The organism is Leptospira langatensis (genome assembly GCF_004770615.1).
Lineage (GTDB): Bacteria > Spirochaetota > Leptospiria > Leptospirales > Leptospiraceae > Leptospira_B > Leptospira_B langatensis.
In genome coordinates this window covers 251,750-273,983 of sequence record NZ_RQER01000006.1, presented here as the reverse complement: position 1 = coordinate 273,983, position 22,234 = coordinate 251,750, and the positions used below count along the sequence as shown (strand labels likewise).

At 44.5% G+C, this 22,234-nt stretch carries 25 protein-coding genes and 1 tRNA gene; 13 read left to right on the top strand and 13 right to left on the bottom strand.

Annotated features, from left to right (window positions below; genetic code table 11):
* Positions 1-69: 69 nt before the first annotated feature.
* The gene (locus EHO57_RS10550) at positions 70-1,347 is read left to right on the top strand and encodes an MFS transporter (RefSeq protein WP_135644955.1); all 1,278 of its coding nucleotides are present in this window, start codon (positions 70-72) and stop codon (positions 1,345-1,347) included.
* 27 nt (positions 1,348-1,374) lie between these two features.
* Here the strand turns inward: EHO57_RS10550 and EHO57_RS10545 are convergent, their stop codons facing one another.
* Genes EHO57_RS10545 through EHO57_RS10530 form a run of 4 tightly spaced genes read right to left on the bottom strand, consistent with a single transcriptional unit; the run spans position 1,375 to position 3,770 of the window.
* Positions 1,375-2,493 (bottom strand): TolB-like translocation protein, encoded by a 1,119-nt coding sequence (locus tag EHO57_RS10545; protein ID WP_135644957.1) that lies wholly within the window; start codon positions 2,491-2,493, stop codon positions 1,375-1,377.
* Between the two features lie 41 nt (positions 2,494-2,534).
* Positions 2,535-2,822: an acylphosphatase gene (locus EHO57_RS10540; RefSeq protein WP_135644959.1), complete on the bottom strand. Its 288-nt coding sequence runs from the start codon at positions 2,820-2,822 to the stop codon at positions 2,535-2,537.
* Positions 2,823-2,858: 36 nt separating this feature from the next.
* Complete coding sequence (locus EHO57_RS10535) at positions 2,859-3,290, bottom strand: globin domain-containing protein (protein ID WP_135644961.1); 432 nt, start codon at positions 3,288-3,290, stop codon at positions 2,859-2,861.
* A gap of 3 nt (positions 3,291-3,293) precedes the next feature.
* Positions 3,294-3,770 (bottom strand): RNA pyrophosphohydrolase, encoded by a 477-nt coding sequence (locus EHO57_RS10530; protein WP_135644963.1) that lies wholly within the window; start codon positions 3,768-3,770, stop codon positions 3,294-3,296.
* A 157-nt stretch (positions 3,771-3,927) separates the two neighbouring features.
* Between EHO57_RS10530 and EHO57_RS10525 the strand changes: the two genes are divergently transcribed.
* The gene (locus tag EHO57_RS10525; protein ID WP_135644965.1) at positions 3,928-4,359 is read left to right on the top strand and encodes an SET domain-containing protein-lysine N-methyltransferase; all 432 of its coding nucleotides are present in this window, start codon (positions 3,928-3,930) and stop codon (positions 4,357-4,359) included.
* Between the two features lie 162 nt (positions 4,360-4,521).
* Positions 4,522-6,645: an ATP-binding protein gene (locus EHO57_RS10520; RefSeq protein ID WP_135644968.1), complete on the top strand. Its 2,124-nt coding sequence runs from the start codon at positions 4,522-4,524 to the stop codon at positions 6,643-6,645.
* Here EHO57_RS10520 and EHO57_RS10515 read toward each other — a convergent pair.
* On the bottom strand, positions 6,617-7,648 hold the full coding sequence (locus EHO57_RS10515) for an alpha/beta fold hydrolase (protein WP_135644970.1): 1,032 nt from the start codon (positions 7,646-7,648) through the stop codon (positions 6,617-6,619). The two genes, EHO57_RS10520 and EHO57_RS10515, sit on opposite strands and share 29 nt — an antisense overlap.
* Positions 7,649-7,933: 285 nt before the next feature.
* Between EHO57_RS10515 and EHO57_RS10510 the strand changes: the two genes are divergently transcribed.
* The 4 genes from EHO57_RS10510 (at position 7,934) to EHO57_RS10495 (ending at position 11,168) form a co-directional block, all read left to right on the top strand.
* Positions 7,934-8,512, top strand: a complete 579-nt coding sequence (locus tag EHO57_RS10510) for a tyrosine-type recombinase/integrase (protein WP_135644972.1) — start codon at positions 7,934-7,936, stop codon at positions 8,510-8,512.
* Between the two features lie 168 nt (positions 8,513-8,680).
* Positions 8,681-9,016 (top strand): STAS domain-containing protein, encoded by a 336-nt coding sequence (locus tag EHO57_RS10505; RefSeq protein WP_135645476.1) that lies wholly within the window; start codon positions 8,681-8,683, stop codon positions 9,014-9,016.
* Between the two features lie 22 nt (positions 9,017-9,038).
* Positions 9,039-10,541 carry an ArnT family glycosyltransferase gene (locus EHO57_RS10500; RefSeq protein WP_135644974.1) on the top strand — a complete coding sequence of 501 codons (1,503 nt, stop codon included), beginning with the start codon at positions 9,039-9,041 and terminating at the stop codon, positions 10,539-10,541.
* A gap of 3 nt (positions 10,542-10,544) precedes the next feature.
* Entirely contained in the window at positions 10,545-11,168 is a 624-nt protein-coding gene (locus EHO57_RS10495; RefSeq protein WP_135644976.1) for an SGNH/GDSL hydrolase family protein, read from the top strand.
* On the opposite strand, the gene EHO57_RS10490 is transcribed toward EHO57_RS10495, so the two are convergent.
* Both EHO57_RS10490 and EHO57_RS10485 read right to left on the bottom strand, forming a co-directional pair.
* Complete coding sequence (locus tag EHO57_RS10490; RefSeq protein ID WP_135644978.1) at positions 11,165-11,668, bottom strand: acyl-CoA thioesterase; 504 nt, start codon at positions 11,666-11,668, stop codon at positions 11,165-11,167. The genes EHO57_RS10495 and EHO57_RS10490 overlap by 4 nt on opposite strands.
* Before the next feature lie 7 nt (positions 11,669-11,675).
* Positions 11,676-12,716, bottom strand: coding sequence for an SMP-30/gluconolactonase/LRE family protein (locus EHO57_RS10485; protein WP_135644980.1), 1,041 nt, complete (start codon positions 12,714-12,716; stop codon positions 11,676-11,678).
* A gap of 120 nt (positions 12,717-12,836) precedes the next feature.
* Between EHO57_RS10485 and EHO57_RS10480 the strand changes: the two genes are divergently transcribed.
* The gene (locus EHO57_RS10480; RefSeq protein WP_135644982.1) at positions 12,837-13,094 is read left to right on the top strand and encodes an LIMLP_16025 family protein; all 258 of its coding nucleotides are present in this window, start codon (positions 12,837-12,839) and stop codon (positions 13,092-13,094) included.
* On the top strand, positions 13,091-13,960 hold the full coding sequence (locus EHO57_RS10475) for a penicillin-binding transpeptidase domain-containing protein (RefSeq protein ID WP_342776475.1): 870 nt from the start codon (positions 13,091-13,093) through the stop codon (positions 13,958-13,960). The genes EHO57_RS10480 and EHO57_RS10475 overlap by 4 nt, the downstream gene beginning before the upstream one ends.
* A 31-nt stretch (positions 13,961-13,991) precedes the next feature.
* On the opposite strand, the gene EHO57_RS10470 is transcribed toward EHO57_RS10475, so the two are convergent.
* Positions 13,992-14,063: transfer RNA gene (locus EHO57_RS10470), tRNA-Pro, on the bottom strand.
* Positions 14,064-14,118: 55 nt separating this feature from the next.
* Positions 14,119-14,601, bottom strand: a complete 483-nt coding sequence (gene sixA, locus EHO57_RS10465; protein WP_135644986.1) for a phosphohistidine phosphatase SixA — start codon at positions 14,599-14,601, stop codon at positions 14,119-14,121.
* Between the two features lie 99 nt (positions 14,602-14,700).
* Between sixA and EHO57_RS10460 the strand changes: the two genes are divergently transcribed.
* The 3 genes from EHO57_RS10460 to EHO57_RS10450 all read left to right on the top strand — a co-directional run bounded on the left by EHO57_RS10460 (position 14,701) and on the right by EHO57_RS10450 (position 18,047).
* Positions 14,701-15,636, top strand: a complete 936-nt coding sequence (locus tag EHO57_RS10460; protein ID WP_135644987.1) for an ABC transporter ATP-binding protein — start codon at positions 14,701-14,703, stop codon at positions 15,634-15,636.
* On the top strand, positions 15,633-16,442 hold the full coding sequence (locus EHO57_RS10455; RefSeq protein ID WP_135644989.1) for an ABC transporter permease: 810 nt from the start codon (positions 15,633-15,635) through the stop codon (positions 16,440-16,442). Before EHO57_RS10460 ends, EHO57_RS10455 begins: the two co-directional genes overlap by 4 nt.
* Positions 16,443-16,526: 84 nt before the next feature.
* Entirely contained in the window at positions 16,527-18,047 is a 1,521-nt protein-coding gene (locus EHO57_RS10450; RefSeq protein WP_135644992.1) for an HDOD domain-containing protein, read from the top strand.
* A gap of 83 nt (positions 18,048-18,130) precedes the next feature.
* Here EHO57_RS10450 and EHO57_RS10445 read toward each other — a convergent pair whose 3' ends face one another.
* Complete coding sequence (locus EHO57_RS10445) at positions 18,131-18,679, bottom strand: peroxiredoxin family protein (protein ID WP_135644994.1); 549 nt, start codon at positions 18,677-18,679, stop codon at positions 18,131-18,133.
* Between the two features lie 105 nt (positions 18,680-18,784).
* Complete coding sequence (locus EHO57_RS10440) at positions 18,785-19,264, bottom strand: MarR family winged helix-turn-helix transcriptional regulator (protein WP_135644996.1); 480 nt, start codon at positions 19,262-19,264, stop codon at positions 18,785-18,787.
* Positions 19,265-19,526: 262 nt separating this feature from the next.
* Between EHO57_RS10440 and rsgA the strand changes: the two genes are divergently transcribed.
* A complete protein-coding gene (rsgA, locus tag EHO57_RS10435; protein WP_135644998.1) occupies positions 19,527-20,648 on the top strand; it encodes a ribosome small subunit-dependent GTPase A in 1,122 nt (373 codons plus the stop codon).
* A gap of 107 nt (positions 20,649-20,755) precedes the next feature.
* Here the strand turns inward: rsgA and EHO57_RS10430 are convergent, their stop codons facing one another.
* On the bottom strand, positions 20,756-21,469 hold the full coding sequence (locus tag EHO57_RS10430; protein WP_135645000.1) for an alpha/beta fold hydrolase: 714 nt from the start codon (positions 21,467-21,469) through the stop codon (positions 20,756-20,758).
* A 55-nt stretch (positions 21,470-21,524) separates the two neighbouring features.
* Positions 21,525-22,109 carry a TetR/AcrR family transcriptional regulator gene (locus EHO57_RS10425; protein WP_281283385.1) on the bottom strand — a complete coding sequence of 195 codons (585 nt, stop codon included), beginning with the start codon at positions 22,107-22,109 and terminating at the stop codon, positions 21,525-21,527.
* Positions 22,110-22,234: the final 125 nt, after the last annotated feature.

The window sequence follows — 22,234 nt, the reverse complement described above, 5'->3', positions numbered from 1 at the left end:
GCCCCTATGAAAAGTCAAAATATATAAGAGGTCTCTCTAGACCTTCTATATATAGAACAGGGGATCAACTTGACTAGACGCCTTCCTTTCCACTATGGGTGGATTGTACTGATCGTAACCTTCTTTACGTTAATCGTCGCCGCAGGAGTTCGCTCCATGCCAGGCATTCTTATTCTTCCTCTAGAAAAGGAATTTGGTTGGGATAGGTCCGCCATATCGTTTGCAGTTTCGGTAAACTTGTTGCTCTACGGATTGGTCGGACCATTTGCCGCAGGTCTCATGAATCGTTTTGGATTAAAACGGATCATGATCCTAGGATTAGTTTTGCTGATCACTGGAATTCTGCTAACAACGATTATGCGAACCAACTGGGAATTGGTCGTTCTTTGGGGAATTATGGTGGGTTTCGGCTCCGGGATGGCGGCCTTAGTATTGGGAGCTACCGTAGTCAATCGTTGGTTCGTAACCCATAGAGGACTCTTGATGGGAATTCTGACTGCGAGCACTGCTACAGGACAGATCGTATTTCTTCCTTTGCTTGCATCTTTAACAGAAAAAGAAGGATGGAGAAACGCAGTGTATACTGTCGCAATCGTTCTTGGGATCTTATTGCCTACGGTGTTGATCTTAATGAAGGACTCTCCGAAGCAGATGGATCTTCTGCCATACGGTGCGAAAGAAGGAGATGCGATCCCTTCTCCTCCCGGAGGAAATCCTTTCTTAGAAGCGATCAACGCATTGAGAGAAGGAATGAGATCCAAGAATTTCTGGCTTTTAGCCGGGAGTTTCTTTATCTGTGGTGCGAGCACGAACGGACTCGTGGGAACCCATATGGTGCCTGCTTGTTCGGATCATGGGATCCCTGAAGTAAGAGCAGCAAGTCTTTTGGCGCTCATGGGTCTTTGCGATCTTGTAGGAACTGTCGGCTCAGGTTGGTTATCCGATAGAGTAAATAATAAGATCCTATTATTCGCATATTATGGTTTGAGAGGATTTTCTTTGCTTCTTCTTCCCCAGGCATTTGATCCTGAATCGGATAAACTTTCTCTGTTTGCAGTGTTTTACGGATTGGATTGGATCGCCACAGTTCCTCCTACAGTAGCCTTAACTGCGAAAACGTTCGGACGAGAAAAAGTGGGAATGATGTTTGGATGGGTGGTCGCATTCCACCAGGTCGGTTCCGCAACTGCAGCGTACGGAGCAGGTTATCTTAGGACAACCCAAGGACATTATGATAATGCGTTTATGCTAGCCGGGGCTTTATGTGTGATCACTGCAGTCTCCATCTTTGCGATCTCTACGAAGAAGGAAATTGCGATCCCCGAAAATGCGGAACTTGCTACCTGATCGAATGTGGCCCTGATCTGCCGCGAGTTATTCCGAAAGTAGTTCTACTTTGCCGGAAATAGGAGTGATCGCTCGGATCTTATCTTTTTTGAAATCAAGCTCGTATAACGTGAAATTATTGTACGGGCGATAATCCCTGTCCTTAGAGAATTTGACGAACTCAGGATCGCCGAGAAAATACACGGAACCGTTCTTGATAACCGGAAAACATCCTACGAATGAGGAATCGTATCTTTGTCTGGTCTTCGTATCTATGATGACGATGTTTCCCAATTTACCGTCGGATCTCTCCGTAAAGGTAAGTAACTTACCGTCGGAGCTCACACTGATATTGACCTGTTCTTTTTGCTCCGTGATAGGCAAAGGAGCGTAAAAGGGAATAGCAAGTTTTACGAGTTCACCACTTAAAGAAGGAAGTTTGTATAGACGATTTTCTTTTTCTGTCGCGACCTTTACGAGTATCTGATCGTCTGCGATCGAATACACATCCGTGATCTGCAATTTTTCCTTATCTGTTTCGATCCATGCGAGAGTCTTCAGTTCTCCGCTTTCCAAAGAATACTTATGGATGGGAACTCTCATGGAATCTTCCCCATGTTCCGAATAACGGACCTCATTGCCAACGAGAAGGATGCTCTTTTGATCCGGGGAAACGAAAGGCTGATAACCGGGAAGGGACTTTAGTTCCTTCTCCTTATCGTAGTCGTACAGTACGGTTTCCCATCGATCTCCATTCTTACGAGAGAATAGAAGAGTAGACTTATCTCTTAGGAAGCCGCTGTTGCCAGGGTAAGCGTCCGCACTTCCTTTAATGGTCTTGCTCTTGGAATTATTCAGATTTAAAAGACTGAGTTCCTTAGAAGTGCGGAATAGGATCAGATTTTGTTTTCTGAATACGGGGATGCCCTTGTCTTGGGTACTCGTATAGATGAGCCCTGTTCTTCCGTTTCCTGGTGTGATGGAGATGAGTCTGAGAATTCCTTTATCTTCTTGGATCGCAAGCACCGGATTCATGAGAGAAGCCGGGATCGGATTTACGGAATAGATGGGAGTTTGGTTTAAGAAGAGGAGGAAGAAAGGGAGCCTTACCAGATAGAAGGCGAAGGAAGAGAGAAAAAACTTCTTTCTATTCGACTTCGCTTTCATACGATCCAATCTCCCGCGAATTCAGTCTTTCGTCAGTAAAATTAACGTTTAATTTCGAATGTTCTAAAGGAACCCTTGGGTTCTTCCCATTGAATGGTGGCTTCCGTAACCTTTGCTTTAGAAGGTCCTCTTTGTACCGCCTTGTACAGGTCTTCGATAAACACCTTGTCCCCTTCGACCACAACTTCTACTTCTCCGGTAGGAAGGTTCATTGTGTATCCTTTCAAGCGACATTCTTGGGCTCTTTGTAGTACGAAGTAACGAAACCCGACCCCTTGTACGGTTCCTCGGATGCGGATTTTTGCCCTGGTATCGTTTTTTGCGGCCATTCGGTATTGGAACTCCTCAGACTAAAATATACGCTATTAGTCGTTTGAAGAAGCCTTATTTACCATCCATGCGGAGAAATCCTCCAAAAACTTCCAAAGAATTTCTTTCTCTTCTTCTCCCGCGTCCCATTCCTTGATCGCCTTTCTGTAGCAAGACAACCAGGTCCTTCTTGCCTTCTCGTCTATGGGGAAGGGAAGATGCCTCGCTCTCATTCTGGGTGGTCCGTACTTTTGCACATAGTAAGAAGGTCCTCCCAAGACTTGGATCAAAAAGTCTGCGGATTTCACGATGCTTTCTTCTAGATCTTGGGGAAACATAAAGGCAATATCGCTAGACGGGATCTTTGCATAGAACAAAGAGACTAACTCTCGGATCTTAGCCTCGCCTAAGATGGCAAACAAGGTATGAAGTTTAGGATTCGATGCAGGAGGTCCTACTGGAGGAACATAGAAATTCGGTTGATCCATTGTTTATCGACTCGCCAAGTACGTTTTGATCCTAGGTTCGAATTCAATTAAGAGCTTTTCATACACATCTCTTTTGAAAGGTACCACGGTCGAGAGGCAATCTTGGAATGGAATGAAGCGAACTTTTTCGAATTCCCTTTCATGTACTTCCAGATCGCAGTCTTCCGCTCTTCCATCCCAATACATTAAGTACCATTTTTGGGTTTGGCCCTTGTATTTCTTTAAATTGGAGCTTAACTTTAAGGTCTCAGGGAAGTCATACTCGATCCAAGTCGGATACTCATGGACAATCTCCGCAGTTCGAATGCCTACCTCTTCGAACAATTCTCTTTCAGCTGCGGCCTTTGGTTCTTCTCCTTCGTCGATCCCGCCTTGAGGAAATTGCCAGGAGCCTTTGAAATTCAAGCGCTCTCCTACCAAGACCTCTCCTTTGGAGTTAAAGACCACCATTCCTACGTTCTTTCTATAAGGCTTATCCATCTAGGTAGAGATTTGGGACCGGGACGCGAGCTTACAAGCCGATTCTAAGACAACACTAGTATAAAAACTTGATCTACGAATTGAGGATGGACAAAGATAAGGCAAAAGATTCTTTGGATTAATATTCATACGCTCTTAGGAGAATGAGTTTCTAACGATGTCGGTCAGATTTAGAGTTCGTCGCCCCCAAATACTAACAGAAGAGGATTTTGTAATCAGAGAATCTAATATACCCGGGATCGGAATGGGATTATTCCCAAAAGAAACTTTGATCAAAGGCGATACGGTAGGATTCTATACCGGCAGGATCCTGGACGATAGATTAGCCAACTCTGCAAAATATTGCGAATCCAAATACTTACTTTGGATCTGCAAAGACCACTGGATCTACGGAGAAGGAAAAGAGTCCAACTATACCCGCTATATCAATCATAGTACTAAGCCAAATGTCCGTCTCGTGGTTTCCACACGCTGGAAGACCGCAAGATTCGAAGCAATGCGCAAGATCAAGGCGGGAGAGGAATTGTTCTTCGATTATGGAGACGAGTACTGGATCCACTTGGACGTCTCCCCTTTAGAACGTAACTAAGCCTTAGGGCTAGTCCTGACGCAAATAATCCTAGATTATTAACGCTTTCCTCCGGTTTTTAGAGGATCGAAAGCAACTTTTTGCCATTTGCATCTGCTGATTTTAAGCCTCATTTTGGGCAAATAGTGGATTCTTCAAAAACCAAAAAGAATATTGGAATCGATGACCGGTTCTGGTTCAGCAAACGACATAAAAGATCGGAGAAGATCTACTTATGTGCTTCATAAGGCGTTGCCTTATTGGACCTGGATCCTTCCTTTACTTCTATTTCATCTTGCGACTCGGCTATCCTTGGCATTTCAGGTGGATACCGGAGTATCCATCTCTTATCTTCCCATTCCTCTAGGCATCGTACTCTGTTTTTGGTGGGGACCTGCGAGAGTACTTCCTGCAATGTATGCTAACGCACTCTTCTCGGCTAGTCTTTGGGGACTACATGACGTTTCCGAATATCCGATCTATTCTCTTTGGGAAGTCTTAGCGGTAGGGATCTCCTGGCTCTTCTTCGTGGAATGGAGAAAAGGAAAGCCTTGGTTGCCCGATCTGAAAGAGACTGTACGCTTCGTACTTTGGGTTGCATTCCCTGCCTCCTTATGCAATGGGTTTCTAGTCGCTTGGGGGCTCGTGTTCTTTGGGGATCTCGCTTGGGATCATTTCCTGGTCTCTAGTTTGCAAGGAGTGGTTGCGACCCTATACGATACATTAAGTTTTTCTGTTCCTGCATTGCTTTGGTTCACTCCTTGGATGGAATCAAAGGGCTGGAGTAAAACGAACGGCGCCTGGGAAGAGAGAGAAACAAGCTGGGATCGAAATCGTTTCGTTAATCTAAAGAAGAAAAGGATCCTAGAGGTCGTAGGCGTATTCTTATTCTGCGGGATCTTCGGAAGACTGATCCCTTCTATAGAATACTGGTTTGTATTCGGTTTGTTCGTTCTCTGGGCTTCCTTACGATTCGGGATCACACTTGCCTTGATCGCAAATATCTGGGTGCAGATCATTACGTTGATCATACCCTTCTTGTTGGGAGAGATCGAAAGCTTTAAGGGATCGAAGGGCGGACATGATCTTGTACTATTAGTTGATCTGGCGATCCTTTGCGTTGTAGCTTTGATCACAGGAAGAGCTACGAGTGATACCAAAAAAGAATTACGAAAAAGGCGAAGAATTGAGGCCAGACTGATCGCGAGTCGAGAGCAATATAGAAAATTCTTTGAAGAGAATCTTTCCGCGAATTTCATTGCGGACGGCACGGGGAATTTATTAGGAGCCAATAGTTCCTTTTTGAGGATGTTCGGGTTCGAGACGCAGGCCGAAGCCATCTCCAAAGGACTTGCGGATCTGTTTCCTTCTTATGATGATTACTCCTTGTTCTTACAAAAGATCCAGATCGGTTCCCAATTAGAGTCCCACGAAGAATTCTTTTTAAATAAGAACGGGATCCCGGTCCATACTACGGGAAATTACTTTGCGAGCCTTAATAAGTCGGGAGGAGTCGATACCATCCGCGGCTATTTGCTAGACGACACTCTTCGTAGGAAATTGGAGAACCAATTGATCGAATCCAAGAAACTGGAAACAATAGGGACTCTGGCAGGAGGGATCGCTCATGATTTTAACAATATTCTTCAGATCATTTCCGGTTATGCGACTCGAATGGAATTGGGAACCATTCAGGATTCTTCTCTTTTGGATGCGTCCAGATCGATAAATGCTGCGGCAAGTAGGGGTGCAATCATAGTCCGGAGACTTCTTTCCTTAGCGCGTAAAGGAGGGGGAAGTTTTAGGACCATAGATATCAATCAACTTGTGAACGACACTGTAGAACTTCTTCTTCCTACATTCTCAGAAACCATTCGATTTCAAAAGGAATTGGGAGAAGAGTCCGTCCTGATCTGGGGAGATTCTTCTCAGTTAGAACAGGTATTGATCAATCTTTGCCTGAACGCAAAAGACGCGATGCCGGACGGAGGAGAGATCCGAGTACGGAGCTTTGCCGTAAAAGGAACGATGATCCGAGAATCCTTTCCTTTGTCGGGGCCGAACGAATACATTTGCTTAGAGGTTTCGGATAACGGAGAAGGAATGAGCGAAGAGACCAAGAAGAGGATCTTCGAGCCATTCTTCACCACGAAAAACAAGGCCCAAGGAAGTGGGTTAGGAATGTCCATGGTCTATGGGATCATGCAAACCCACGAAGGAATGATCCAGGTCAGCTCCGAACCGGGAAAGGGTACGAGTATCCGTTTATTCTTTCCTCTTAAGCCGCTTTCGCTCGCGCATTCTTGAAGAAGAATGCAAATCCCTCGATCAGTTGATAGATAGCAGGAACTTGGGAAATAGAGATCCCCACATCCCCGTGAGAGATCAAAGGAGTAAGCACCAATTTAGCCTTCTTCTTTAGATGGTCCTTCATGATACGTGCTTCTTGAGAAGGAACAACATTGTCCCCAAGACCATGCACGATAGAAACTGGACATTCAAGAAGATGCAGTTTATCTTTTACCTGCAGTTCGGTTAAGAAGGAACTATCGGTTCCCGCGTTTGCCACGATCTGTTTCCAGATGCCTTCACGGAAAGCCTTGTCTTCTCTCAGTCTTGTGAATACTTCTCTGTTTTCCGGCTTGATGCTTTCTAAGACGGTTGGCAATTCCAGAGTCTCTCTGGAGAAGCTTCCGTCCAACACGCAGGCCTTGAGAGCTTTTTCCAATTCGGAGTTCTCTGTCTGGAGAGCAAACTTTATGAAATTATAAAGTAAGATCATTCTTCCGTATTCATCTCCATCGTCGGAGGTCATCACGTAATCAAGGGTCGTCTGAACGTCGCAATAAGCCCCGATGGTTAGGATGGATGCGATCTTCTTTCCAACTTCAGGGTCGGAAGCAGCGATCAGGCCCATGCTTCCGGAAAAAGAAGGAGCTAAGTAGGAGATCTTTTGGCTAGGACAATATTCCGGATGAGAAGAAAGCCAAAGGATCATCTCTTTGATCCTCTCTACTGTTTCTTTTACGATCCTGAACTGGGTGACTTCTACCAATAAAGGAGAGATGACTGTATAACCGATAGCCGCCGCCGATTGGCAAACGATTGCGAATCTTGGATCCTTATTCCCTAAATAAGCCAATCCGTTCACTGCGAGAATAGTCCCACAGGACTTTCCTTTAGGAGTATAAAGGATAGCGGGAATGGTTCCGCCTTTGACCTGGATCTGTATTTCAGTCTCCGATACTTTTGGAGGTGTGGGTAATTGGCAATGGAGAGCGAATTTCGCTGCCTTCCATAAATATTTCATATTCGTATTACATCCCGTACCGGGTTAAGATCCGATAACATTCCTGTGACGATTTACGGTCCTGTGCAAAAGTTCCATTACTGGGTCTGCAATCCATTCTTTTAGGCAAAGGTAGCGGAATCTGGATTCCGTATTCCGGCAGAATTTGCACCAGCTCCTGCAAGGGCCGATCCTAAATTTCCGGTAATGAGTTTTCCGGACATCTCCCTTTCGAACTCGCGAATTCTTCTTTGCCCGTTTTATAAAATATCAATTCTCCGAAAAAAATCACATTTGGGTACTTGAATGAAAATAGAGAAAAAGACCAAGAGTCTTAGGGCCAAGTCTAGCGCTTTGAGCAAGGATGAGATCAGAACCTTACTGAATGCCTCTAAGACTCACGAAAATCATTATCTTTGGTTCAGAATGTTGTACTCCTTCGGATTGCAGGTCGCGGAACTTGTGTCCTTGAGAGTGGGGGATGTGGATTGGGAAAATCATCGAGTCTATATCCATCGTTCCCAAAAACTGAATACAAGGAATCCCTTGATCCCGGTCTCTTTGCGACGGGATCTTTGGTTCGCTTCTCAGGGAAAGCAGTACGAGGACTTTCTTTGCTCCGGAAGATCCGGTAGGGTGCATCCTAGAACGGTCCAGAAAATGTTCGGTAAATTGGGCGAGATGACAGGCGTCCCGGTGAGCGTAATTCGCCTTAGGAGGTCTCTCGCTTCTCATTTATTGGATGCGGGTTGGGACCAAGAAAGCATCCGGGAGCAGCTAGGACTTTCTTCCCGAAAATCTTTACGAGACCTGATGGGGGAAAAACCGGAAACCCAATCCTGCAAGATATTTCCTTTGGAAGAGATCCAAGGTTCTGCGGCATAAGTTACTACAAAGATGTAACAGAGGCGAGGAGATGGGAAAAAATTCTTGTAAAACCCCATTTCCTCACTATTTTAGTCTACGGCGAACTTTCCGTTCCCCTTTTGCATTTGAAAAAGGAAATTTTCTTTGTCGGAATTTGATCCTATGGATCGTCGCTCGGAGCCTAGCTTGGAAATCAAAACTAAAAAAGTGGGTAAACATACCCTAGTTCAATTGGACGGCAGGCTGGATATTACCCACTCGGACGAGGTAGAGGCAAAGCTTCTAGACGACGTTCAAGCCGGCCAAGGTGATATCGTTATTAACTTGCAGAATATTTCCTATATTTCTTCTTCCGGAATTCGCATCTTCGTTGGAATGGTCCGCGAATTAGAGAAGCAGAATCGAAAATTGAAACTCTGCAATATCACGCCTAACGTGAAAAAGGTTTTCGACGTAGTAGAACTCTTGGATCTATTCGAAGTCTACGAAACCGAACAAGACGCACTAGCTACCTTGAAATAAATCCTTAGGGGAACTATCGAATATGGGGTCCCCTTCAAAATCCGTTCGTTATATTCAATTTTCGGAATTACAGGGCCTTGTATGCCTTGGGGTCCTTTCCTTACTCTATCTTCTTTTATTTAGGACATCCGGTTTAGAGTTCCCACCTGTATGGCCGGACGAGGTTTTATTCTACTCACCTTCCTTGGACTTTGCAAAGAACGGAACGTTTAGAACGGACGTATTAGAAGGTCTCGTCAAGGGAATGGAAGTGCAAACTCTTTGGATGCCTCCCATATTCTTCCTCTCTAACGGTTGGATACTTAGATTCTTTGGAGAAGGATTAGAAATACTTAGACTCTTTGCAGCAGTCCTGTCCTTGCTCAGTGTTTGGATCTTTTGGTTCTTCTTAAAGACATTTGATTTTTCTCCAGGGGCTAGACTTGGAGCTTGCCTCCTTTTGATCTCGGACCTTCTTTTTTTGAGAGTGGGTTGGACTGCGAGAATGGAGGCTCTCTGTCTCTTTTGGGCCTTATGCTCTTTGTACATTCTCGCAAGAAGAGCAAGACCGGAAAATACAAGACCTCTACAACAATGGGAAGCCTTTCTTTCCGGAGTCTTCTTAGGGATTTCCTTCTTATCACATCCATTCGGCGCAATCTTCGGAGTTCCGGCTCTTATCCTGATCCACCAAGCAAAAGCTTGGAAGGCCTGGATGTTTTGGTTGGGGGGAATGCTTCCCATCCTTGCTTGGGGAATTTGGATCCATCCTCATTGGGACATTTTTCTGTACCAGTTCGGGGCCCAATTCGGGAGGAAGAAGGATCTATTCCAATCCTTCTCTCCTGTCACAAAGATCAAAGTATTGTTAGGCGGATACGAATCTCCCGGGCTCAGACTTTTCTTTTATATCGCTTTGGGATTGGGGCTTTGGGTATTCCGAAAAGAGATCCTAGAAAAATTCAGGACCACCTTTTTCTTCTCGGCTTGGACGGTATCCATTCTGTTCTTCCTCGTCCTTTCCACAGAATACTATTATGTAATGTATCTTTGCGTTCCCTTGTCTGCCTTAGGAGGTTTCTTTTTCGAAAGGATCAAGAGCAGAAGAGTACAGTTTATCGCAGCTATTTTAGTTTTTTCGAATATTGCTATCTTGGTGAATGCCTATAAACGGATCGGTTTTGCGAATTCCGATTTCGATCTGAGAGAAAGATTCTATTCATCCTTAGGTCAGGAACTAAAAAGTTCCAAGAAGATATATCTGCAGGCGATCCCGGATCCTTACTTCCAGATCAAAAAGGACAGACCGGACCTAAAGATATTGGAGTTTATCCCGGGGGAACTACCCATCCCGAAAGAAGATTTTATCCAAACCCTGGATTCCATAGACACATTCGTATTCTCGGATCGCCAGAAAAGGAATGAGCATGTACAGGCTTATTTAGACGAGAATTCTTCCAAATTCAGAAAGAGTAGGATCAGTGTGGAGCCTTCTACCGTAAGGAAGGTTGCCAATGTGGAAGCGGAAATCTATCGCAGGAGATAAGAAATGTCCCGATCTTATTTCCTGATCCCTATTCTCTTCTTCTTTGCCCAATGTTACTCTCAGAAGGACACGAATTCCATCTCTTCTCTTTTGCCGAATATGGATCCCATTCCGGTGACTGTGCTCGGGGATTCTCTCTGCGAAAGGTCCCAGGCCTTCGGGTTGAGAGAAGGATTGGGCTCCAATTTCGAACTTACGGAGGCTTGCGTCTCCATGAGAGGAGTGGCCGATTGGTTGCCTCAATTAGATCTGGCCTTGGTGAATACTCCCAAGCTGATCGTCATAGAATTGGGACTAAATGATCTACTCTATCATTCCGATCAGTCTTTTTCAGGAAATTATAATACGATGCTTTCGGATCTACAGAGTAAATCCAGTGCTCTTATTATGGTAACCGTGCTTCCACCTACGAATGCCTCGTACCGGGCCGATGTGCTGCAAATGAACGTTTTCTTAAAGAGCTTGGGTTCTTCTTATCCGATCGCGGATATGGAGACCCCTTTCTTACAGACAGAATCCAAGATAGAACTATATCCTACGGATGATCCGATCCACCCGGATCCCGCAGGATATTCCATTATGAAAACTGTATATATGTCCGAAGTCGGGAAATTATTCGGGTTTTAAGAAGAAGTCTTATTCTCTCGGATCCTCTTGATCAGATTCCGACCTGCTTCCTGTCGGAGAAGAGCGTTCTCATATCTTCTTTTTTCGTCTTCCGTTTCCGGTCTTAATTTAGGGATCGCGCAAGGCTTCTTATTCTCATCTAGTGCGACGAAAGTAAGATAGGCAGTCGTGGCTCTAACCACGATGCCTGTATATGGATTCTCCTTGGAGACCTGGACTCCTATTTCCAAAGAAGAGCGGCCCACATAATTGACAGATGCCTTTAAGACAACATGATCTCCGATCGATACCGGTTCTAGAAAATTCAATTTATCCACACTAGCGGTGACTGCTTCTCTTTCACAATGTCTTTGGGCCACCATAACCGCGATCAGGTCGATCCAAGCCATGAGAGTTCCTCCGAAAAGAGTGCCGTAATGGTTGGTATGATCCGGCATTACGATATGCCTGGTCTCCGCCGCGGATTCTCTGGGCGTTTTTACAATCTCGTTATCTGACATCTGCAAGCTAGAGGTTGCATTCCAGGATGAAATCGTTGAACACCTGAGAGATCAGGATCTTTTGCTTATATGTCAAAGCAGTACTTGCCGCAGGGATCTGCGCTCCCGAGTTTGCATACACTTCCTGGATGGTATCATCCGGGAAGATCGTAAAAACCTGGGTAGGAGAAGGGGTGTCCTTATTCCTTGCATGTTTCAAAAATTGGAAGAGAAACTTGTGGGCGGCCACATAGATGGTTCCTTTCTCATCGATCTCTAGATTGTCGGGAGCAGAATCCAGGAAAATCGATTTAGGTTCTCCTAATACGATTTTTCCGGCCTGTCTGGTCAGAGGGAATTTTAGAACGGAATTCGTTCCTATATCAGATCTGTACAGGAATTCCTTTCCATCTTCCCGTTTTACAAGAATGATACCGTTCCCGAAATAGAGAGGATTGCCTAGACTTGTCCAAGTCTTTCCGTCGAAGTAAGCGATCTCCGCACGTTTCATTCGGAAGATATCATTGAAGAGATAGGTCATGTATCCGCCGCTTCCATGATCATTCGAAACATAGATCTCATTTTCGGAGGCTACGAATAGATCATTGGGACTTGTGATCGTAGGATCTTTCAGAGTCTGGATATGGGTCCATTTTCCGACTTTCGAATTTCCTTTAGGAGCCTCGGTCCTTTCGAACACTTCTATAGAATGCTCTTTATAAGGAGTGATATGAGAAATTACGTAAAGCTTCTGCTTTCCTCCTTGGACGAGAAGGCTTATACCATGAGGACGGAAGGACTTCGGATAATTCGTTTCTAAAAGTTTGGGCTCCGGCTTATCGGAGTTTAGATCCATATAATATAGTTTGCCTTCTTGGTCGGAGATCCTTCTTTCATGAGAGGAAATATAGAGTAAACCCGCGGTTCTATCTACGGCTATATCTTCCGGTCCAGGCAGGCCGGAGATCTGGGAGCAGTTTTTAAGAGGGATCTCTTTCAGATCGCCGGAGCAAGCGGAAAGGGCCAGGCCTAAAAGGATGAAAATCAGGGAAAATGGGTAGGATCGCATGGGACAATAGACTCTGCCCTAAATCCGGCACTGCAACCAGATTCGGCTTCCGGGATGGAATTTTATTCTTGCATTTTTTATGCACCGCACAAAAATTGTGGTAAAAAGGAATTGAACAGTATGGACAACCAAAAGCTGAACGATTTGATCAATGCTGGTATTGGAGCCGTCCAAACTTCGAAAGAAATTTTCGATAAGCTTCTTATCGACCTGAACGAAGGCAAGGAGAAGGTGGAACAGAGATTCGACGAGCTAAAAGCACAGGGTGAAAAAGACCTGAGCGAGAGCGCGTTGAAATTCAAAGTTCCTCTGGCATGGGGAATCGTTAAATTTGAAGAGATTCGGGAGAATATCTTAAAACAGTTTATAAAGAAATAAAGGGAATTTCTCCTCTGAGCTTACGAAGATATAACCTCTTCTTCCAAAAACATAAGATCAGCCGGGAGAAATTCTCCTCTCTTCTTTCCTTCCTATTTACATTCGCGTTCCTCATCCTGGATCCGGATCCAATTTTTACAGAAACAATTCCTTCTCGCCCAAACGAGCTGATACTGATCACTCGATTTTCCAAACAGGAGAAGAAGGAGCCGGAAACTCTCGCAATCGGCAGCCTGGAATTTAGAAAGCAAACGTTTTCGCCCGCTTCCACGTTCAAGATCTACCTCACACTGTCCCTATTGGAGAATCATATTGTATCTCTGGATGAGAAACAGAAATGTGCGGATAAACATATTCCGAATTCTCCTAGGGACTTGGATTTGAGAGAGGCTTTATTCTATTCTTCTAATGAATACTTTGAGAAGGTCTTTTCTGAATTGGGTAAGGAGAAGCTAGATCGTACCTTGTTACGGATCGGTTATATTCCAAAGACCAAAAAAGGAAAGGCGGAGCCTTGGTGGATCGATCTGGATGGACTAAAACATGGAGGAAGGATCCGCCTTAAGCCCGACGAGATACATTCCCATTGGGTGAGGATCTTTGGGGACGGATATTCGTACCCGAAAGAAATCGTTTCCGATTGGAAGAAAAGCCTGTTCTGGTCGGAATGTAAAGAAAGAGCGGCTAACGTATATGGTAAGACCGGCTCTTGGGAGAAAAGTTTTTGGTTCCAAGGCGCCTTGGTCCAAGGCGAAAACGATTATGTCATATACACCGTTTTAGATCGGGACCCCGCCGCCTCTAGGACGAGAACTATACAAAGATTTTATGAGTTAGTGGGATGCACTGTTCCTAGTTTGGAATGATCGCAATAGATGGATTGAAAAGAAGAGAACTTCGGAGTGACTGGACTTGAACCAGCGACCCCTTCCCCCCCAGAGAAGTGCGCTACCACTGCGCTACACCCCGGTTCTCTTGATAAGTATGATTTCTGGGAAAGCTTGCGAGTGTAAATCGGTTTTTCTTAGCAAAGGAAATCGGGAGAAACAAACCAAATGATCTGTCCTCCTTTGAACTTCTCTCTTGGAATATTGACTGCAAGCGCAGAGCCGGGAGTGAATAAAAAAGATTGTCCGACGCCGGAGATACCTAAAAGATTTTCTGCAAAGATGCTTACGTCAGGACTATGACCCACAAGAAGGATCGCGTCCGAGTTAGAATAATCTTTTAGAAGTGGGCAGATCCTAAGGTAGTCCTCACCCGGAAGAAGATATTCCATGGACTCCGTTTCTTGTTCCGGTTTTAAAATGCGAGAGTAGATCTCTGCGCTTGCCTTGGTCCGGAAATACGGGCTATGATAGATCTTTTTGATCTTGAACCCGGTCTGAAAGAACCGAGCCATCTTTTCAATATCCGATTGGCCTTTCGGAGTCAGAATTCTGGACGAATCTTGACCGTCGACGGAATTGGGATCCGCTTCTCCATGTCTGGCAATGATGATCTTCATGGAATAAAAGAAGAATGAGTCGCCGTTTTTCTTAAAAAGGATTGCCTCCTAGGGCAATGGAACTATTTTTTTCGGCACTTGGGTCTAAGGAATTTTCGAATGCCTCAATTTGCAATTGAAATAGAACACCTACGTAAAAATTATCCGAGAGTACAAGCTCTAAAAGGAATCAGCTTGCAAGTTCCACAGGGAGGGGTCTTCGGACTCCTCGGACAGAACGGAGCGGGCAAGACAACTCTGGTTCGCATCCTCTTGGGATTTTCCAAACCGACGGATGGCTTCTGCACTGTTCTGGGCAAGAAACCTTCTCCTTATGCGCGCGCAAAGATCGGATATCTTCCGGAAAGAATGGCTGTGCCTACCTATTTATCGGGGAGAGAATTTTTAGAGGCCAGTTTAAGATTAGCGCTTCTTTCTTCTTTCGAGGCAAAGCAAAAGAGCAAGAAGCTTTTAGAAAAGCTAGGTCTTGCAGACGCAGCCGACAGAAAGGTCTCCACTTATTCCAAGGGAATGTTACAAAGACTTGGACTGGCGAACGCGTTAGGCGCAGAGCCTGACCTTCTTCTTTTGGATGAACCCGGAACAGGATTGGATCCTGCAGGTTACAAAGAATTCCGGGAATTCATTCTGGAAGAGAACCAAAAGAGAGGGGTCACTATCTTGATCAACTCTCATCGACTATTGGAAGTAGAACAGATCTGTACGGAAGTTGGGATCCTGCATAAGGGCAAGATGATGGCCCAGGGGAAACTAGACGAGCTTCGACAAGGCAAGGATAGAATCCGCATCCGATTTGAAGGAGATATTGGGACTTATCTGAATGATATCTCTTTAGAAGCGAAGCATGACGGAAAGGAATGGGAGATCCGACCTAAGCCGGAAACGGATCTGCGCAGACTTCCTGCCGAATTAGTAGAGAGAGGAGCGGATCTACTGTTATATGAAAGAAGGACAGAGTCTTTGGAGGATGTATTCTTCCGACTGACCCAAGGTCCCGACTCGGGACAAAACTCACATACAGGAGAAGAAGCTTGAGCGGATCCATTCGTTTTTTCTTTCAGGCATATATACGCCAGATCCCGGTTTTGGTGAAGCTTACTCTCATCCAAGTATTCAGACGTAGAGCGATCTTCTTCTTATTCTCCTTATTGCTTTTCTTTTTCGTAGGGGAATGGACCTGCACTACGACAGTAGGGCAAGAAGTCACCAAGGGAATTCCGATGAGCGTCTATTTTATTCTGACCTCTCTTTGGGTGACTATCTTCTTGATCATTATTAGCTCGGATCTTTTACGCCAGGACATAGATTCCCAGATCCATACTCTTTGGCTGAGCCGCCCTTTGGACCCGGGAGTGTACTTGGGCGGAAAGGGGATCGCACTTCTTCTTTTGGTGGTCTTATTTATTCTCTCTATTTTCGCAGTACAGAGTTGGTACGCCTTGGAAGTTCCTTGGGATTTTTTGATCTACCAGGGAGCGATGATGCTCACTTACATATTCTTCCTGAGCTTTGCGTTCCAGATCACGTTAACCTCTAATCAAACTCTTTCCATTCTACTTTCTTTCGGATTGCTTTTGGTGACTTCCATTTTGGATCAGATCGTTTACCAAGGATACCTGGATGAGACTCCCATGTTGAACGAGACCCAGAAGATGATCGTAAAGATGTTCTACTGGGTTCTCCCACAAATTGGGACAATCTATCACCACTCCAGTAATCTTTTGGAGGGGAAGGGAGATGGTCCTGTGCCATACGGATTTTATTCCTTCTTCCAGGTGAGCGCTTGGCTTCTTATCTTAAAGGCGAGTCTTTGGGTGACTACTCGAAGACAGGAGATTTAAGAATCTAGGGCAGGCCGATTTTAATCTAGGGTTGACAAAACCTCCTCAAGAGTAGGATATAGCTGGCCCTTCCGCCGAACCAAGATGAATATAAACTGGTACCATTTCGAAAAGGAAGGATACTATCTGAGCGTTCGTAACATAAATGAACGCATTGAAAAGCTAAATCCTCTCTATATCCGTTTCACCACCTTAAACAAGAATGTTGATAAACTATTAAACGTTTTGTTAGACAGGTACCTGGTTTATCTGGATGCGATTTCCCTGAAAGAATCCGTTTTTTCTATCCTGAGAGAAAGCGCAATGAACGCCGTTAAGGCAAACTCAAAGAGGATCTTCTTCGCCGAGAATAACCTGAATATCTCGAACCCGGACGATTATGTTCGAGGGATGGAGAATTTCAAAAAAGAAATGATCAAGGACAAAGAGAGATACGCGGCCCTATTGGAAAAGGTCAATTTCCATTGTCTGATCACCTTGGCATTCAATCGTAATAGTTTTCTAATGAGGGTCTCTAATAACGCTCCTATTATTCCGGAAGAGTTGAAACGTGTGGAGAACCGGATCGGAAAGAGTAAGGAATACAACGACTTAGGGGAGGTTTTTGCAGATCACGCGGACGATTCCGAAGGAGCCGGACTCGGTCTTGCCATGTCCCTTCTGATGCTCAAGAACGAAGGAATAGACGCAGACTGCTATAAGCTACTCGCAGAAGAGGGAGTGACCTCAGCCTATATCAAGATCCCTCTGGACTTCAAACATCGCAACGTTTCCTACCAGAAAACTGTGGAGATCATCGCTGAGATAGACAGGCTTCCTACTTTTCCGGAGAACTTGAATCAGATCATGAGTCTGATCAATAAACCCGATTCATCTATCCAGCAGATCACAGAGTCGGTCACAAAGGATGTTTCCTTATCCACTAATATCTTAAAGCTGGCTAATTCGGCTTCCTTTGCTCAAGGGAGAAAAGTCGAAACATTGGAAGATGCGATCAAGCTGATCGGTCTATCAGAATTAAATAATATTCTTCTTAGCCTCGGAACGAAGAAGATACTCGAAGAAAGGTATAAGGAGTTTGAGCAGATCTGGGAAACGTCCAGTCTTTCCGCTTATATCTGTCGCAGGCTCGGGGAAAGAATGGGCTGGAAGAAGACCTTCCTTACGAATCTTGTATGCGCCGCATTATTGCATAATATTGGGCTGGTGCTTCTACTTTCTTTAGAGGGAGACACAATTGCCAAGTTGACCGATCTTACCGGAAAGAAACTGCTTCCTTCTTCTCTTGGTCTTGAGGAGGCGGCTTTAGGGATCACTCATACTTCTCTCGGTGGAATGATCTGTGAGAAATGGAATTTCTCCGATACGATCCGAGTCGCCGCAGAATACCATCATAGACCACTGATGGCTAAGAAAGAATCCAGGGACGTAGTATTCGCAGTCTATTTATCCGACTGGATCATAGATTGCCATGACGGGAAAGCGGATCCTGCCGCAATCCACTGGGAAGTGCTCCAACATTTCGGTTTTAAAAAGGACGAGGAATGGATGGATTTCGGAAAACAAGTCATCCAGGAATACAAAGCATTTCAAAGACAGGGCTAATATTCAGCATTATGATTTTATAATGCTGAATATCGAATTGCCCTCTGTTTGGTATTAAAAGTCGAACTGCCTCTATTGTAGGTTTAGACTACTCGAACGGTTTTGGACCAATCCTTAATCTCTTCCAGATCAATATGATCCCCTATTAGGGAGCTGTAAAACGCCTTGTGGATCTTAAAGTCCTCATCGATCAGAAAATCCGCAGGCATTCTGAAGAAATTCGATCCTTCTTGGGGGGTTAAAGAAAACCCGACTGCGCTCGCTTCCTGTACCCTTCCATGTACGACGGCAGAATCCATCGAACTCTGTACCTTCTCCTGAGAAACTTCGACATCATATAGGGAATAGATACCGGCCTCCGGATCGGGGATCAGTGCGAACGGAGGCTTTTGTTGGCCAACGTAGGGAAGCATATCTTCCTTCTTGGATTCGAAGATCGCAAGAATATCCAGACCATTCAGTTCCGGATAGTTTTTGATCATGGAATGAACTCTTAGATTGCAGAGGGCACAGGCTCCGTTTCGCAGAAAAGAGAGGAGTATCTTCTTCCCCTTTAGTTCCGAAAGTCTATGGGAGTTCCCATCCAAATCTTTATATTCAAAATCCCTAGCAGGTTCGCCTGAATGAATCATTTTCTATTCGCTCCTTGGAGATTTTATTATATAGGCAATTATTGCCTATGCAACAAAAAAAACGAGATCCTACCTTCTAAGATCCCGTTTTCGGAAGGGTTTATTTTAGGTAGATTCGGGCCAATCCCAGCCCTGTAGGATATTCGATTCGATCTTTTCGGAGATTGCCTTTAGGGATTCCAGGTCTTCCTGGTTTAGGCCTTTGTAAACTGCCTTTCTAGCTTCTAACATGATTGGAATGGTCTTGTCCAAAAGGGACTTGCCTGCCTTCGTAATGCTTACAGTGAATTTTCGCCGATCGTTCGGGTCGTCTTTCCGAGAGACTAAGCTCTTCTTCTCTAATCCGTCCAGAAGCCTGGTAATATTCGGCCTATCCTTAAAAGTCTTATCTACCAGATCCGTTTGAGAGACTGATTTCCCGTTCGATAAGCGATTTAATAGAAACCATTGCTCTACGGTGAGATCCGTCGTATGGTCCGCCATTAGCTTGGTGAAATGCAGATGCAGAAGTCGATTTGTGCGATGAAAATAATAGGCGTATGCGGTATCTATCAGGCTATTCACTTTTTTAGGATCGGAAGGCATAGTATGATCAGTTTCCTTTTCTTCAAGTCTGCAAAAGGGAGATCCGCAGAAGTTGCGTTTGTTACGGAACATTTTGAGAAGAGAAAAGGGGCTGAAAACCCTAAAAGGACTTTACATTTGATTTTCTTTCTTCTAGTTTAGAAGAAACGCCGTCTATGATTGCCTGAACGCCTAAAACCTTTTCCTAAAAGGCGCCTCCCAGAGAGGTTAAAGACATACGTGTCTTGAATACGAATGCCCTGAGACAGGGCAGGCAAGATCAATGAATCAAAAACAAAATGAGCCTCTATCCGCCTGGGATGCGGATAGAGAAAAAGAATTTCGAGGGATCGTTTCCAGATCCGGGATCTCGAATGCGTTAGCTGCTAGAGTCATCGGCGAACAAGGCCGAGAATTTTGGCTTAGGCAGGATTTAAAAGAAGGAAGCGGGATCTTAACCGGAAGCTTGAGGTACGGAGCGCTTTCCAGTTTGGACATTCCCGTAGCAGGTGACTGGGTACTGATCACTCAGTTAGATGAAAACGAATTTCTGATACATCAGATACTTCCCCGCAGAAGCTTGCTCGTCCGTAAATCAAAAGGAGAGATCCAAAGACCGGATCCAATCGCTGCGAATATGGACAGGATCTTTCTTTTACAGGGATTGGATGGGGACTTTCAACCAAGGCGTTTGGAAAGGACCTTGGTTCAGCTTTGGGAAAGCGGAGCTTCTCCGTGTATCATCTTAACGAAGAGTGATCTATATTCAGAAAATCAACTAGAGCTAGATGAAAAGATCCGTTTGGTTCGAGAGTCCTGTCCGGGCGTTCCCGTCCATGCGATCTCCACATTTAACGGAGAAGGATTGCAAGAGCTGTTACCCTATTGGGAGGAAGATGGAGTTTTTGCTTTTATCGGATCCTCTGGAGTAGGGAAATCTTCTCTTCTGAATTCCTTATTAGGAAAGGAGATCCGATCCGTGCAAGAGGTAAGGGTTTCCGATTCAAAGGGAAAGCACACTACCACGAATCGTTGGATGTTTGAATTGAGATCGGGACTTTGGATCCTGGACACTCCGGGAATGAGAGAGATCCAACTCTGGTCAGACGGTTCCGGACTAGAGGAAACCTTTCCCGAGATCTTTGAATCGGCAGGCCTTTGTAAATTTCAGGATTGTTCTCATTCTTCCGAGCCAGGATGCGCGGTTCAGGAAGCGTTGGAAGAAGGCAAGATCTCCTACGAAAGATTCCGGAGCTTTCAGAAATTGCAGAGGGAAATGCAAAGGATCGTAAATTTGAGCAATCCGAATTCTTCTCAGCAACTTGCGGAAAAAGCGAAATGGAAATCCATCCATAAGGAGCAGAAGAGAATGAAGAAACAAAGAGATCGGGAGAGATACCGGTAAACAAATTCGGAACATAGCTTAGCTAATGTTTTTTATTAGCTAAGCTATTCATTTCGAACATATCTGAGATAAGCATAATATCTACCTATCCGCAAGTAACATTATATTTAGGCCATTAAGAGAGCCTCAGCTAGTTGATTCGGAGCAGTAATTAGCGGAACGTGTCCGGTGGAAAGAGTTGCTAATGTCTTACAATGAAACTTTCGTTCTATCGTACGTTGCATGTTTAACGATAGAATTTTATCCAAAGTACATTCGATATACAATTTCGGGATCCGCCCAAAATTGGCATCCGTTGTATTGGTGTTGGCAAAGAAAGGTTCTGTCGCTTGAGCTTTTAATTTCGGAGCTGCAGCTTCGATCTGGTCTTTGGTCCCACCGTTGTATACGATCGATTTCAACGTTTCTTCGGAGATTGTCGCAGAAGTTTGATCTGCCGAAAAAATTAAAGCGGGTAATAGACTGCCTTCATCATCTGATTTCATGATATCGAGCACGCTTTCATTTTGATTTAATATAAAAGCGGCGACAAACACTAGGCTTTCTATTTTGTCTGATTCTTCTTCGGCGACTTGAGATATAATCGCTCCAGCTAAACTATGTCCGACTAAAATCGTTTTATTTGCGATTCCCGCTAGCTTAGATCGTACTGAGTCGACATACCCGCGAAAAGTAATTTTCGGAATCGGCGTATTATCTTGTCCATGCCCGGGCAAATCGATCGTAAAAACTTTATGCCCATGTGCTTCTAAGATTTGTTTCGTTTCTTCCCATGCCCAAGCACCATGCCAAGCCCCATGAACTAATAAGTAAGTTTTCATTGGAATTCCTTTCTTAATTTATTATGGACCAATCGGTCCATAATTGCGTAAAAAATTACAAATGCTTCATAACGGATTTCGCTATTTCGAGTAATTCTTTTTTTGGATGACCTGCCTTTACCATCGTTTTCATTCCTGCGATTGAATTCACGAGAAAGAGAGCTGTCGGATGCGGTTCGACGTTCTTATTTATATCTGAACTTTCTTGTCCCGATTTCACAGCATCCTCGAATATAGAGGTCATTTTTCGGAGGGTATTTCCTACGATTTTGGCAACTTGAGGATCGGTTTGCGCAAATTCAGTCGCCGAATTCATGACGAGGCAGCCTTTTCGGTCTTTTCCTGGGCTTGCTTCTTCGGCAAGATCGAGAAGTACTTTCTCAATGAATCGCAAAGGAGATTTGCTACTTCCATATTCTAGTAGAAGTTCGTCTAAAAGACCGTCACTATAAGTCTGAATACTAAGTAAGAAGATTTGATGCTTGTCCCCGAAAACAGAATAAAGACTACTCTTGGAAAGTCCGGTTTCATCGCAAAGATCTTTGAGATTAGTACCCTTGTATCCATTACGCCAAAACAATTCTAAGGCTTTTTGAAGAGAATGTTCTCTATCATATTCAATGGGTCGACCAGTGCTCACCGGCCTGATTATTGGACCGAATGGTCCAATAATCAACTCATTTTTAATTTTCTAAAGAAAAAAAGAAGTGTATTGATCCATAATCGGGTAGATTACATTCCTCATTTTTAAGTGCGGATCATTTT

Excerpts from the sequence above, each read along its gene's own strand:
- EHO57_RS10545 (WP_135644957.1), bottom strand. The coding sequence starts at position 2,493 with ATGAAAGCGAAGTCGAATAGAAAGAAGTTTTTTCTCTCTTCCTTCGCC.
- EHO57_RS10540 (WP_135644959.1), bottom strand. The coding sequence starts at position 2,822 with ATGGCCGCAAAAAACGATACCAGGGCAAAAATCCGCATCCGAGGAACC.
- EHO57_RS10535 (WP_135644961.1), bottom strand. The coding sequence starts at position 3,290 with ATGGATCAACCGAATTTCTATGTTCCTCCAGTAGGACCTCCTGCATCG.
- EHO57_RS10530 (WP_135644963.1), bottom strand. The coding sequence starts at position 3,770 with ATGGATAAGCCTTATAGAAAGAACGTAGGAATGGTGGTCTTTAACTCC.
- EHO57_RS10525 (WP_135644965.1), top strand. The coding sequence starts at position 3,928 with ATGTCGGTCAGATTTAGAGTTCGTCGCCCCCAAATACTAACAGAAGAG.
- EHO57_RS10520 (WP_135644968.1), top strand. The coding sequence starts at position 4,522 with ATGACCGGTTCTGGTTCAGCAAACGACATAAAAGATCGGAGAAGATCT.
- EHO57_RS10515 (WP_135644970.1), bottom strand. The coding sequence starts at position 7,648 with ATGAAATATTTATGGAAGGCAGCGAAATTCGCTCTCCATTGCCAATTA.
- EHO57_RS10510 (WP_135644972.1), top strand. The coding sequence starts at position 7,934 with ATGAAAATAGAGAAAAAGACCAAGAGTCTTAGGGCCAAGTCTAGCGCT.
- EHO57_RS10500 (WP_135644974.1), top strand. The coding sequence starts at position 9,039 with ATGGGGTCCCCTTCAAAATCCGTTCGTTATATTCAATTTTCGGAATTA.
- EHO57_RS10495 (WP_135644976.1), top strand. The coding sequence starts at position 10,545 with ATGTCCCGATCTTATTTCCTGATCCCTATTCTCTTCTTCTTTGCCCAA.
- EHO57_RS10490 (WP_135644978.1), bottom strand. The coding sequence starts at position 11,668 with ATGTCAGATAACGAGATTGTAAAAACGCCCAGAGAATCCGCGGCGGAG.
- EHO57_RS10485 (WP_135644980.1), bottom strand. The coding sequence starts at position 12,716 with ATGCGATCCTACCCATTTTCCCTGATTTTCATCCTTTTAGGCCTGGCC.
- EHO57_RS10480 (WP_135644982.1), top strand. The coding sequence starts at position 12,837 with ATGGACAACCAAAAGCTGAACGATTTGATCAATGCTGGTATTGGAGCC.
- sixA (WP_135644986.1), bottom strand. The coding sequence starts at position 14,601 with ATGAAGATCATCATTGCCAGACATGGAGAAGCGGATCCCAATTCCGTC.
- EHO57_RS10460 (WP_135644987.1), top strand. The coding sequence starts at position 14,701 with ATGCCTCAATTTGCAATTGAAATAGAACACCTACGTAAAAATTATCCG.
- EHO57_RS10450 (WP_135644992.1), top strand. The coding sequence starts at position 16,527 with ATGAATATAAACTGGTACCATTTCGAAAAGGAAGGATACTATCTGAGC.
- EHO57_RS10445 (WP_135644994.1), bottom strand. The coding sequence starts at position 18,679 with ATGATTCATTCAGGCGAACCTGCTAGGGATTTTGAATATAAAGATTTG.
- EHO57_RS10440 (WP_135644996.1), bottom strand. The coding sequence starts at position 19,264 with ATGCCTTCCGATCCTAAAAAAGTGAATAGCCTGATAGATACCGCATAC.
- rsgA (WP_135644998.1), top strand. The coding sequence starts at position 19,527 with ATGAATCAAAAACAAAATGAGCCTCTATCCGCCTGGGATGCGGATAGA.
- EHO57_RS10430 (WP_135645000.1), bottom strand. The coding sequence starts at position 21,469 with ATGAAAACTTACTTATTAGTTCATGGGGCTTGGCATGGTGCTTGGGCA.